The following is a 12090-nucleotide window of genomic DNA, read 5'->3' as shown; positions in this document are numbered from 1 at the left end:
GTGAGTAACGAACTGGATATTTTTGAGCTGACCGATCGTGCACGCCGCGCGCAGCGCAAACTTGCCACCTCGACAAGTGCGCAGCGTAACGCCCTATTGCGGGCAATTTCTGCCGCTCTGATCGCTGAGACGGAAGAGATCCTTGAGTCGAATGCGCGTGATTGTGAGCGCGCGCTTGACAAGGGGATGGCTGAAGGCCTCGTTGATCGTCTACGTCTTGATGACTGCCGCGTGCGCTCTATCGCACAGTCCGTTCTTGACGTTGTTGGCCTTGAGGATCCGGTTGGAACAATTATTCGTGGGGGATGCACCGAAGACGGTTTGCGTGTCTCCCAGATCCGCGTTCCGATGGGCGTTGTCGGCATGATCTACGAGGCGCGTCCCAATGTGACCGTCGATGCTTCCATCTTGGCCCTCAAGTCGGGCAACGCCGTGATCCTTCGCGGTGGAAGCGCTGCACTTTCAACAAACGAGACCCTCGTCAAGGTCATTCGTCGGGCAATTGAATCATGTGGATTCTCGGCCGACTTGGTCCAGACCGTTGATTCCTGGGGACGTGAGGGTGCACGTGCGATGATGCGCGCACGCGGTGGCATTGACGTTCTTATTCCCCGAGGCGGTGCGGGCCTGATCCGCGCGGTTGTCGAAGAATCCACCGTCCCCGTCATTGAAACGGGAACTGGCAACTGCCACGTCTATGTTGATAGCGGCGCTGACGTTCAGGCTGCGCTGGCCATCATCATGAACGCGAAGACCCAACGAGTCGGCGTCTGTAACGCTGCAGAAACACTTCTGGTGCACCGTGATATGGTCGCTTCGTTCCTCCCTCTTGCTCTTGAAGAACTCACTGCTGCGGGCGTTACGATTCACGCTGACGAGGCTACCCGTGAGTGCGCTGCTGTGGGCGATTTAGTCAGTTCGCAGCTGATCTGCGCTGCAACGGAAGAAGACTGGGCAACAGAGTACCTTTCGATGGATTTGGCCGTGCGCGTTGTTGATTCGATCGAAGAAGCAGTTGAGCATATCCGCACATACTCTTCCGGTCATACCGAGGCGATCTGCACTCCCTCACTGAAGGCAGCGCACTTCTTCCGCTCCAACGTTGATAGTGCGGCTGTTGCGATCAACGCCTCGACACGTTTCACCGATGGCGGTCAGCTGGGATTGGGCGCCGAGATCGGCATCTCCACCCAAAAGCTTCACGCGCGAGGCCCAATGGGATTGGCTGAGCTGACAACCAGCCAGTGGATTATTGAAGGTGACGGAGCGGTACGAAAGTAAAGGGAGGGGAGTATGCCAACTCTGGACGCGGCCTCGGGAAAGATCCGACGCTCAATCGGGATCATGGGCGGCACCTTTGACCCCATCCACCACGGGCACCTCGTGGCTGCATCCGAGGTTATGGATGTCTTCCAACTCGATGAGGTCATTTTCGTTCCCACCGCAATGCAGCCCTTCAAAGCGGGGAGGAGGGTTACTCCCGCGGAACATCGCTATTTGATGACGGTAATTGCAACCGCATCGAACCCGCGTTTCTCGGTCTCCCGGGTCGATATCGACCGCGGTGGAACGACCTACACGATCGATACTTTGCGTGATCTCAAAGGTATCTATCCGGATGCAGATTTCTACTTCATTACGGGAGCAGATGCTCTGACGCAGATCGTTCAGTGGAAGGACGTTGATTCCCTCTTCGAAATGGCCCATTTCATTGGGGTGACGCGGCCCGGGCACGTCCTTGATGCGAAGAAACTCCCCGCATCCTCCGTGTCTTTGCTGGAAGTTCCGGCAATGGCGATTTCCTCGACAGACTGTAGAAGGCGCGTCGAGCGGAATAAACCGGTGTGGTACCTCGTCCCCGATGGCGTCGTTCAATACATCAATAAGTACCGTCTGTATCGTGCCGAGCGCTAAAGTGCGATGCACCCGCCGGCCGTCGGCGCTCTCGGTGGCTCGCGGGACCAGATAATGGCAGACTGAAAGAAACGAAAGGATAACTGTGGACGTTCAAAGCGACGATCTCATCACAAGTGCGCTTCGAGGCGCTGCCAATAAGCTTGCCCAGGATCCTGTGTTGATTGATGTCTCTCAGCGTCTCGGGATCGCAGAGTCGTTCTTGGTGGTCTCTGCCCCAACTTCGCGTCAAGTTCGCGCGATTGCCGAAGAAATCATGGATGAGATCGGGCGCGACTGGCATGTCGTTCCCAAACGCATTGAAGGACGCAGCGAAGGAACGTGGGTTCTGGCCGATTATGGCGATGTTGTGATCCACGTGATGAGCCAAGAAGATCGCGAGTTCTACGCCCTTGAGAGGCTGTGGGCTGATCAAAGGATCACTCATCTAGAACTTCCCGATGTGGCTCCCGGTGCAGTGCGACCGGTTATGACTCCCGCACAAGTGATTGAGGGGATTGAAGAGTGAGCACCAAGGAAACTGAAGTTTCTGCCGAGGCCGTGGCTGGTTATTCGCGCATTAGTGGCGCCCGTCGGATCGTCTTTCTCCGTCACGGACAAACCGATTACAACGTCGAGCACCGCTTTCAAGGGATCATTGATATCCCGCTCAATAGCATTGGGCATGAGCAGGCACTCGAAGGCGGGCGAGTTTTGGCAAAGCGCCTCGCTGGGGGCGGCCGTATTGGCGGTTTGAATGCTGATTACGTGTCTGCCTCGGAAGTGAGGATTGTGTCTTCGCCCTTGGAACGCGCCTTGAATACCGCTCAAGCCTTGGCACGCGAACTTGATGCTCTCGGTGTTGAGGTGGGGGAGATCGCGATCGATAAGCGACTTCTTGAACGCTCCTACGGTGTTTTCGAAGGATTGGATTTCGACCAGATTGCAGAGCAATACCCGCAGTGGCTGCTTGAATGGCGCCAGACGGGGGAGAGTGCTGGCGCTGGGGTTGAACCCGGTGGCGTTGTGGGAGATCGCGTTCGCGAGGCCGTGCTTGAACACGCTGCGTCTGTTCCTCAAGGCGGTACTTTGGTTGCGGTTTCTCACGGTGCGGCTATTGCCCGTGGGGTGATGTCCACGATCGGTCTAGATCCTCGAGACTTCGACTGTATCCGCGGTGTCGATAATGTGCACTGGTCAGAACTTGTCCTTGCTGGCGGAGGCGGTTCGGGGGCATCTGGCGCTGCACGTTGGCGCTTGGCCTCGCACAACGTTGGGGCTGCCCCGGAGGTCTTCGGAGCTTAACTGAACGGGGCAAATGTGTCAGCTCGCACAGCTCCTTAATTTTGCCTCAAGCGACTTCGTCCGCTATTCTTAACAGGTCCGAGCGAGAGATCGCAACGACCTTGGGGCTATGGCGCAGTTGGTAGCGCGCTTCCATGGCATGGAAGAGGTCAGGGGTTCGAATCCCCTTAGCTCCACAGTCTCCGCCACAATCCTGAGGATCTCAGTGATTGTGGCGCTTTTCTTTTATTGTCGCGATGCGCGTGTGAATACGTGCGTGAATATACGCGTCCTGGATGAATCCAGAGTTCTTCGGAAAAGGGCATCAGAAAATCTGCTTCCCGAATGAAAACGTATGCAGATTACGATTTGGTGAAGCTTTGGGGGACAAGTCCCTATTTATTGACGAGATTGTCGCAAATGCTGTACTCTCTCCGGTGTGGAAACGTATCCACAACTCCGAACTGTGCATAGACAACATATTGCAACGGAAGGCTCAATGATGCGCGCACGCTACGCTGCTCTCCCCGCCGCACTCCTGGCACTTTCTCTCGCCGCCTGCTCTGCCCCCGAAGGCCAGAGCACCCAGGGAGGCTCCGCCTCGGCAGATACCCTGAACATTGCCTGCTCCCAGCAGGAAGATTTCTGCCAGGCGATCGTCGCCGCCTACACCAGGGAAACCGGTCAGAAGGCCACCTACGTTCGCCTGGGTGCCGGCGAAGTCCTCGCCCGCCTCGAAACCAACCCCGGTGAATTCGACGTCTGGTCCGGCGGCCAGGCCGAAAACCACCTCGTCGCCAACGACAAGGGCAAGATCGAAAAGTACGTCTCGAAGAATGCCTCCGCACTGCCCTCGCAGTACAACAACGCCGAAGGCATCTGGTCCGGCTTCTACACCGACTCCATTGCGTTCTGCTCCAACAAGAAGGAACTCGAACGCATCGGCGCACAGGCTCCCACCTCCTGGCAGGACCTGCTCAAGCCCGAATTCAAGGGGCGCATTGCCATGCCGCACCCTGCCACCGCAGGCGTTGGCTACATGGCCATGTACACCGTCGCCACCCTGAACAACGGCGACCAGGAGAAGACCGTTTCCTACTTCAAGGAACTGGTTCCCAACATCATGCAGTTCTCCAAGTCCGCAGCAACCGGTACTGAACAGGCCGGACGCGGTGAAGTGGTCGTCGCCATCGCTCTCGACTCCGACTGCGAAAAGGCCAACAAGGCCGGATATTCCGACCTGGTCACCACCTACCCCTCGGAAGGCACCGGCTACGAAGTGGGCGCAGTCTCCGTCCTCGCGGGTGCACGCAACCCCGAAGGCGCCAAGGCCTTCATGGACTGGTTGCTGACCACCAAGGCTCAGGATCTCTACGCGGACGTCCCCTCCTTCGCAGCACCTACCCTGCCCGACGCCAAGGTCGGTCCGAACGTCCCCAAGCAGGACGTCGTGAAGCACGTGGACTGGGATGTACGCAAGGCAGCTGACTCTCGCGCCAACTACATCGGCATCTTCGAAAGCCAGATCGCCGGAGCAAGCTCCGCCAAGTGAGACCACGGGGTGCGCGAGAACCCACTGAGGAACTCGCGCACCCCGTGTGCGTCTCTCCTGCCGTTTTCATTGGAGACAAGCTATGAGCATTCCACAGCTGCGTAAAGGTCGGCAGCTCGACATCCCCGTCGCCCTCATCACCACGGTGACCATTATCGGGCTGATTCTCCTCCTGGGAATCCCCGTTGCTAAACTCATCGGTATCGGCGTGTCCGAACGCGGGCTGGCAGCTATCACCCAATCCTTCGGCGCCAACGTCGACACCCTGGTGAACACCCTGGTGCTGGGACTGTGCGTCGGAATTGTCGGAACCTTCATCGGATTCGTCACCGCATTCGCCCAAGTGTTCCTCACCTTCCCCGGGAAGAAGCTCCTGCACTGGGTGACCCTCCTGCCCACGATTTCCCCGCCCTTTGCGACGGCCACCGCCATCATCACCCTGTTCGGTAAGCGCGGCATCATCACCTACGGAATCTTCGGCATCGAGAACAACATCTACGGCCTGGTGGGTCTGGTCATTGTGCTCTCCCTGACCTTCGCGCCCGTGGCCTACCTTAATATCCGCGGCATGATGGAAAACTTCGACAACTCCCTGTTCGAAGCATCCGCCACCCTCGGAGCGCAGCCGCTGAGTACCCTGGTGAAAGTCACCATCCCCATGGTGGTTCCCGCAATGCTGGCCTCCTTCCTTGTGCTTTTTGTTGAAGGCATCGCTGACCTGGCAAACCCCCTGGTACTGGGCGGTGACTTCCGAGTCCTGGCCAGTCAGATTTACTTTGCCGTCGCAGGAAGCGGTGACATCGCAAGTGCCGCAGGAATTGCCCTGGTGCTGCTCCTGCCCGCACTCACGGTGTTCGCCGTTCAGAAATACTGGTCGAACCGTAAGTCTGTGATCACCGTGACCGGTAAGCCCGTGGGCTCCCTCAAAGAGGTCACTGCGTCCAGCGTCAAGATCCCCATGCTCATCCCCGTCTACGGGTGGATCGTCTTCGTCATCGTCGTCTACATGACGCTCTTCGTGGGGAGCTTCGTCAAGATCCTCGGCGTTGACAACACCTTCACGATGGAACACTTCTGGTACGTCCAGCGCCTGGGATCCTCCGCAATTGTCACAACGCTGTCGATGACCCTGGTCGCCGCTCCGATCGCAGCCGTCATGGCGCTGATTATTGCGTGGCTGGTCGTCCGCAAGTTCCCGAAGATCGGTAAAATCTTGGATTTCTGGGGCATGCTCGGTATAGCAATCCCCGGCACCGTCCTCGGTCTGGGATTCGCCCTGGCCTACTCCAACCCCACGTGGCTGTTCGGCAAACAGATTCTGCCCACTCTGGCAGGTGGCTTGGCCGTCGGAAGCGGCGCCATCGCCATCATCCTGGTCTACATTGCGCGCGCCATCCCCACCGGCCAGCAGGCCTGTATTTCCGCGCTCAAACAGATCAACCCGCAGGTGGAAGAAGCCGCGCGATCCCTGGGAGCCAGCCAGGTGTCTACCCTGGTGAAAGTGACACTTCCGCTGGTGCGTTCCGGCATCGTCACCGCCGTCACCTACGGCATCACCAAGTCCATGACCATGATCACCGCGATCATCTTCATTACGACGCCTCAAACCAAGGTGATGACCTCCCAGATCTTGGACGAGGTTGATGCCGGGCGTTTCGGCCACGCCTTCGCCTACTGCACCTTCCTCATCGGCCTCGTGCTCATCATCTTGATGATCGCCAACCTTCTTATTAACCGACTGAATCGCTCCACCAGGACGGTAGTGAAATGACGACTGAACACCACACGCAGGCAGGCGCACTCCAGCTGCGCTCTGTCACCAAAATCTACGATGCCAAGCAGGGGCAGCACCGAGCTGTTGACAGCATCAACCTCGACATTGAGGCCGGAAAATTCGTGACCTTCCTGGGACCGTCCGGCTGTGGGAAGACCACGACCCTGCGTATGATCGCCGGATTTGAGGACGTTACGGAAGGCGAAATCACCCTGGACGGCCAGTCCCTGGTGTCTGTCCCGCCCGAAAAGCGCCCCATGTCGATGGTGTTCCAGTCCTACGCGCTCTTTCCACACCTGACGGTGAAAGACAACGTGGGATTCGGCCTGAACTACCAGAAGCTCCCCGCCGCAGAACGTGAGCAGCGGATCGCTGACGGTCTGGCGCTCATGGGGATCGAACAGTACGCTCACCGCTACCCGCATCAGCTGTCCGGAGGCCAGCAGCAGCGCGTTGCCCTGGCGCGAGCACTCGTCATGGAACCGAAGATCATCCTCTTCGACGAACCCCTCTCGAACCTGGATGCGCGCCTGCGTCTGCGCATGCGCAGCGAAATCCGTGCACTCCAACAGCGTCTGGGACTTACCGCGATCTTCGTGACCCACGACCAGTCCGAGGCTCTCACCATGTCCGACATGATCGTGGTGATGAGCGCGGGCACCATCGAGCAGGTCGGGGAGCCGCGTGAAATCTACCATCGCCCGGTGAATCGCTTCGTGGCCTCCTTCATGGGAACTGCATCCTTCGTGGCCGGTACGGTCAGTGAGGTACGAGGCGACCGCTACCTGGTGGCCACCCCGCTGGGTGATCTGGACACCGCGGGAGTCCCCGGACTTGGTGTTGGCGATCACGTGGAGTTGGTCGTCCGAGCAGAAAACACCGCGGTCGGCCTGGATGCACCCGGGAACGAGCAGGCAGGGGAGGGCAGCGACGTGGTTCTGGAAGCCACAGTGCGCTCCGCAGCCTTCGACGGCTCGGTCAACACCTACGTCCTGGACACCGCGGCGGGCACCCTCGAAGGCCGTTCTCACGGCATGAATGAACTTCATGCTGCCGGAGAGAAGGTCACCTGTGTGATTTCGCGCGAGTCCCTGTGGGTGATTCCCGCGGATTCCTCGGAGAAATAAAGGTCGGAACCATGCGACGCTTTTTTGATCGTGAGGATACGCGGTGGCGCCGAGGAAATGGTGCGCTCCACTTCTACCTCGCGCCCCCCGAGGATTCCCCCCTGTGGGACTTGGTGCGCGAGGCGGAAAAACCCCTGTCAGCGCTCCCACAGATCGGTATCCAACCGCCGGAGTGCATCCACGTGACGGTGCAACGCCTCGATCTGTATCGAGACGAGATCAGTGACGCCCAATGGGAGAAACTGCGCTCGCAGATGGATCGCCGCATGGCGCAGATCGACCCCTTCACGTTGACCTTCGCTCCGACGGCCGTCCAGGAATGGGCAGTGGAAGTGATTTCCCCAGAGAACCCCTCATTTACGAGGCTGATCGACGCTGTGCGTGACAGCATCGTTGACGCGGGGCTGGGGGAGGCGCTCACGGATCCGCCGTTCGGCCCTCATTTCAGCCTGGCCTATGCGGTTGCGGGGACGAGTAGCGAAGAGGATCGGGCGCTTGCTGATGCTCTTCACGCTTTGAAAACCGACAATTCGATGGAGTGCTCACAGATCGCTCTTGTCGAAGTCGATCAAGACCAAGAGGCCGGTATTTTTTCCTTCCGTCCTCTGTATACTTGGACGGTCGGAACCCCGCGCTGACGTCGGGGAATACCCACCACTCACTGAAAGACGGATGTTCGAGGATGCCCAGAAAGAAACGAGCCAGCATCATTGATGTGGCTCAAGCAGCGGGAGTGTCGCAGGCGACTGCCAGCCGCGCACTTTCTGGGCATCCCGCCGTCAGTTCCCAAGCGCGCGTCGCTGTGCGCCAAGCTGCCGCCCGCCTCGGATATGTGCGAAACCTCGGTGCTGCTGGGATCGCCAGTTCCAGCACCACCACTGTCGGCCTTTTGGTGCGCAACATTGGACACAGCTTCTATGGGAAAGTTGCAGAAGAACTCCAAGCGCACACCGACGAACTCGGGTTAGAACTGTTGATTACCGCCGGAGGTGACAGCGAAGAAGGCCAGATGCAGGCCATTAACAACCTCGTGGGACACGGGGTGGGCGTGGTTATCGTTGCTTCTGGCCGAGTATCGAACGAGGCCATGCAGTATGCGGCTTCCTTCGTCCCGCTCATTACTATCGGCTGTGGGGAAACCCGCCCTGAATTTGATTCTGTGCGCATCGATCCCGCGTATGAAGCGATGCTGGCGCAAAAAGTTGTGGCCTATGGACACCGGAAAGTTGCTGTCACCGCCACCAGCCACCCCCTCGCGGCCACCCTGCATGCCCGTACCGCAACCTTCATTACCCAGCTGGTTGTCGACGGCGTCCAGCCACATATCGTGACGTCTCACAGCGACTACGGTGAGGATCTTTTCGACGGCATTGACCGGGCGATTGATGCCGGGTGTACTGCGGTCATTGCGGGAAGTGATCTGATTGCGGTGAAAATTTTGGAACACTTGGCGTCGCGAGGGATTGCCTGCCCGGAGCAGGTGTCGGTGACGGGCTTTGACGCGACCGGTCCGTATTCTTCACCGCTTTTGAACCTGACGACGGTTGCACAACCGGTGCGCGAATTGGCGAGGCAGACCGTGCTGCTCGCGCAGGAACGCCTAGCCGGTTCCGAGGCGCGCAACGCCTCGATCCTGGTGCCCGGAGAGTTCATCGAAGGAGGAACTCTGGGGAGCCCTCCTGAGGTCAAATAGGGATCTTTTCTCGTGAAAACGGACTGTGGGTGGAGGGGATCTATAGCTTTCTCCTCCACCCACAGACGTCGCTAGCGAACAATCACTCGATCAATATCAGGAGCCCATGGGGTGTTCCCTGAGATGGTCACAGTATTTGTACCGGAGTGGAGTTCGACTGGGATATCAACGGTTCGGACGATTTCCCATCCGCTGGGCTGCCCGTCATTTCCTTTTCCGGAACGTGGAGGTGTCACCACAATATTGCGGTCGTTGACGCGTAGCAGGAAAGAGCGAGGATCTTCAGAGAGGTATCCGACTGACAGTGTGTAAATTCCTGCCCGGTCTATCAAGATATTCGGAAAAGTGATTGCGCCGTTACTTCCCAGATTTCCTACTTTGCGACCGCCTGAACAGCCGGGGCACGGGGAGATCGATGCCTGCCCGGACGTATGAGACAACTCGGCTTCAAATAACGTTCCCGTGTGATCTTCGCAGGGGAGAGGAGTGCGGGAAATATGAATGCTGATACCGCCATGACGAAGCATGCGCAGATCAAGTGAGTCCCGTGAGGTTACTCGCTGGATGTTTGAGCATCCAGCGGATTTTTGTATGGGAAAAGAGTTTAAACGCGCATGCGTGGCGATAAGAAGTCGTCACTGGGAGTAGTCGCTGAATAAAGCAGGGGGGAGTCGGATTGAATCCGACTCCCCTCAAACTGTAGGTGAGCGACGCTCAGTGCACGTCGAGTGCTTCCTCAGCCTCTGCCTCATCAATGGTAGGAGCGCTATCTGTGCGCGAAACCATGCCGCTTGTCCAACGGTACAGCGCGAAGATTGAACCGAAGAAGAAGAGCGCACCGATGATGGTCGCTGGCGTTGCGAAGGAATCGCCCAGAACGGCAAGCGGTTCTTCGCTTCCTGTGGCGCCAACAATGCCTGCGTAGATCACGCCAAAGAGGCTTTCGCCGACGATCAGACCGGTCGCCAAGAGCGTACCCATTCGACGTGCGCGCTCGGGATCCTTGCGCTTTGCGGACCAACGGTCGTAGAAGAAACCGATGACGCCGCCAACGGGGATCATAATCGTCAAAGAAGCGGGGAGGTACATGCCCATGCCGACCGCGAGAGGCGGAAGAGCAAAGCGGCCCTTCGAGCTCAGCTTGAGAAGCTCATCGACGATGATGATACCCACGCCGATGATTGCACCCAGACCCAAGAGACTCCAGTCTTGAGTGCCGCCCACAACTCCTTGAGCCAGCGAAGAAATCAGAGAGGCCTGCGGGGCTGCAAGTGCATCTTGACCTGCTCCAGGAGCTCCCTGGAAACCGAAAGCGTTCTGCATGAGGTTCAAGACCGGAGGAATGATGAGAGCACCGAAAACAACACCGATGACCAGCGCGACCTGCTGCTTCCAGGGAGTTGCACCCACGAGCTGACCAGTCTTGAGGTCTTGCAAATTATCGTTCGAAATCGTTGCGATACAGAAGACAATCGCGGCGGTAAAGAGGGTGTAGGCGATGAGGGCAGTGGTTTCCGCGCCGGAAGAACCGTGTCCGTGAACGGCAACGATTGCCAGAGCGGTCAAGACTACGACCAAAATACCCACGCCTGAAACGGGACTATTTGACGAGCCGATGAGGCCGGCCATGTAACCGCAAACTGCGGCGACCAAGAGTCCTGCGAGCAGAGTGAAGATCACAGAAACAGCGATGAGCATCGCTGTATTGTGAGCAATCTCGGTGCCGTGGGTGAAGATCCACAGCAAACCGCCCACGGGAATCATCGACAGAACAATCACCAGCGCGACGATCGTAATCGGAATATCGCGTTCAGTCTGGTCGAGTTCGCCGCCCGCGTGACGGGTGCGAGAAGAACGCATGGCATCACGGATTCCCTTGATGATGGGGGAGATGATCTTGACAAGAGTCCAGATTGCCGCGACGGCCATGACGCCGGCGCCGATGTAACGCACCTGGCTAGAAAAGACCGTGTCGACAATGTCAGACAGTGGTGAACCGTCAAGCTGCCCGACACTGAAGTAAGGAATCAAGATGAAGAAACTGACGAACATGCCGATGAGCATGGCAATGCCGACAGTCAATCCCACCAGGTGACCGACGCCGATCAGCGCCAGCGAGAGCGAGGTACCAATCGAGGTTGCACCTGCACCTACACGGAAGGTTGCTGACAGCGACGAGGCCGCAACCTTCATGTAGGACAGCAAGGACATTGCGGCAGAGCAGATTGCCCCCCAAATAATTGCGCGCAAACCAAGGCTGTTGTCGGCTGACTTCTCGTGGGAGTCGCCAACCTTGAGGATTTCTGCTCCGGCAACACCTTCGGGGTAGGGAAGGTCCGAACCCGTAACCAACGCGCGGCGCAAGGGGATCGAGTACATAACACCCAAGATGCCGCCGACCGCGCAGACGGCCATTGTCGTCCAGTAGGGGAATCCGCTCCACCAGCCGACAATCACCAGACCGGGGAGGATGAAGATTACTGCGGAAAGCGTTCCGGCAGCGGAAGCAATTGTTTGGACAATGTTGTTTTCTTGGATAGTGTGATCCGAGAAAAATCGTAGAATTGCCATGGAAATGACGGCTGCCGGGATGGAGGTCGCGAAAGTCAATCCAACTTTCAATCCCAGGTAGACGTTCGCGGCGGTGAAAACCAAAGTAATAATTCCACCGATGACAATTCCTCGGAAGGTCAATTCCTTAAGTGACGAGCGTGAGCTCGTTGCGGGCGTAGACACGTGAATCCTTTCCGTGTGCTGACGCATCGGC

The 12090-nt window shown here is 58.0% G+C and carries 11 protein-coding genes and 1 tRNA gene; 10 read left to right on the top strand and 2 right to left on the bottom strand.

Annotation, left to right across the window (positions count from 1 at the left end):
• The 10 genes from HMPREF1627_RS04780 to HMPREF1627_RS04735 all read left to right on the top strand — a co-directional run bounded on the left by HMPREF1627_RS04780 (position 1) and on the right by HMPREF1627_RS04735 (position 9323).
• Positions 1 to 1281 (top strand): glutamate-5-semialdehyde dehydrogenase, encoded by a 1281-nt coding sequence (locus HMPREF1627_RS04780; protein WP_034501579.1) that lies wholly within the window; start codon positions 1 to 3, stop codon positions 1279 to 1281.
• 12 nt (positions 1282 to 1293) lie between these two features.
• Positions 1294 to 1914, top strand: a complete 621-nt coding sequence (gene nadD / locus HMPREF1627_RS04775) for a nicotinate-nucleotide adenylyltransferase (protein WP_034501578.1) — start codon at positions 1294 to 1296, stop codon at positions 1912 to 1914.
• A gap of 85 nt (positions 1915 to 1999) precedes the next feature.
• Positions 2000 to 2422, top strand: a complete 423-nt coding sequence (gene rsfS, locus HMPREF1627_RS04770) for a ribosome silencing factor (RefSeq protein WP_034501577.1) — start codon at positions 2000 to 2002, stop codon at positions 2420 to 2422.
• Entirely contained in the window at positions 2419 to 3198 is a 780-nt protein-coding gene (locus HMPREF1627_RS04765) for a histidine phosphatase family protein (protein ID WP_034501576.1), read from the top strand. Before rsfS ends, HMPREF1627_RS04765 begins: the two co-directional genes overlap by 4 nt.
• Before the next feature lie 103 nt (positions 3199 to 3301).
• Positions 3302 to 3374 (top strand) — tRNA-Ala (locus HMPREF1627_RS04760).
• Between the two features lie 302 nt (positions 3375 to 3676).
• A complete protein-coding gene (locus HMPREF1627_RS04755; RefSeq protein WP_034501575.1) occupies positions 3677 to 4729 on the top strand; it encodes an ABC transporter substrate-binding protein in 1053 nt (350 codons plus the stop codon).
• 82 nt (positions 4730 to 4811) lie between these two features.
• Positions 4812 to 6500, top strand: coding sequence for an ABC transporter permease (locus HMPREF1627_RS04750; protein ID WP_034501574.1), 1689 nt, complete (start codon positions 4812 to 4814; stop codon positions 6498 to 6500).
• The gene (locus tag HMPREF1627_RS04745) at positions 6497 to 7630 is read left to right on the top strand and encodes an ABC transporter ATP-binding protein (RefSeq protein WP_034501573.1); all 1134 of its coding nucleotides are present in this window, start codon (positions 6497 to 6499) and stop codon (positions 7628 to 7630) included. The genes HMPREF1627_RS04750 and HMPREF1627_RS04745 overlap by 4 nt, the downstream gene beginning before the upstream one ends.
• An 11-nt stretch (positions 7631 to 7641) precedes the next feature.
• On the top strand, positions 7642 to 8268 hold the full coding sequence (locus HMPREF1627_RS04740; RefSeq protein ID WP_034501572.1) for a 2'-5' RNA ligase family protein: 627 nt from the start codon (positions 7642 to 7644) through the stop codon (positions 8266 to 8268).
• A 44-nt stretch (positions 8269 to 8312) separates the two neighbouring features.
• Positions 8313 to 9323, top strand: a complete 1011-nt coding sequence (locus HMPREF1627_RS04735) for a LacI family DNA-binding transcriptional regulator (RefSeq protein WP_034501571.1) — start codon at positions 8313 to 8315, stop codon at positions 9321 to 9323.
• A gap of 71 nt (positions 9324 to 9394) precedes the next feature.
• On the opposite strand, the gene HMPREF1627_RS10770 is transcribed toward HMPREF1627_RS04735, so the two are convergent.
• Together HMPREF1627_RS10770 and HMPREF1627_RS04725 are read right to left on the bottom strand one after the other, a co-directional pair.
• Positions 9395 to 9559, bottom strand: coding sequence for a hypothetical protein (locus HMPREF1627_RS10770; RefSeq protein ID WP_157884993.1), 165 nt, complete (start codon positions 9557 to 9559; stop codon positions 9395 to 9397).
• A gap of 478 nt (positions 9560 to 10037) precedes the next feature.
• Entirely contained in the window at positions 10038 to 12059 is a 2022-nt protein-coding gene (locus HMPREF1627_RS04725; protein WP_034501683.1) for an OPT family oligopeptide transporter, read from the bottom strand.
• Positions 12060 to 12090 lie beyond the last annotated feature (31 nt).

The sequence above is a fragment of the Actinomyces sp. S6-Spd3 genome, assembly GCF_000758755.1.
Classification (GTDB): domain Bacteria; phylum Actinomycetota; class Actinomycetes; order Actinomycetales; family Actinomycetaceae; genus Pauljensenia.
Note: the sequence above shows the minus strand (reverse complement) of the source record. Positions and strands in the feature narration are given on the sequence as shown.

What these genes read in the sequence shown, in the direction of transcription:
- HMPREF1627_RS04735 (WP_034501571.1), top strand. Translation starts at nt 8,313, where the DNA reads ATGCCCAGAAAGAAACGAGCCAGCATCATTGATGTGGCTCAAGCAGCG.
- HMPREF1627_RS04740 (WP_034501572.1), top strand. Translation starts at nt 7,642, where the DNA reads ATGCGACGCTTTTTTGATCGTGAGGATACGCGGTGGCGCCGAGGAAAT.
- nadD (WP_034501578.1), top strand. Translation starts at nt 1,294, where the DNA reads ATGCCAACTCTGGACGCGGCCTCGGGAAAGATCCGACGCTCAATCGGG.
- HMPREF1627_RS04750 (WP_034501574.1), top strand. Translation starts at nt 4,812, where the DNA reads ATGAGCATTCCACAGCTGCGTAAAGGTCGGCAGCTCGACATCCCCGTC.
- HMPREF1627_RS04755 (WP_034501575.1), top strand. Translation starts at nt 3,677, where the DNA reads ATGATGCGCGCACGCTACGCTGCTCTCCCCGCCGCACTCCTGGCACTT.
- HMPREF1627_RS04745 (WP_034501573.1), top strand. Translation starts at nt 6,497, where the DNA reads ATGACGACTGAACACCACACGCAGGCAGGCGCACTCCAGCTGCGCTCT.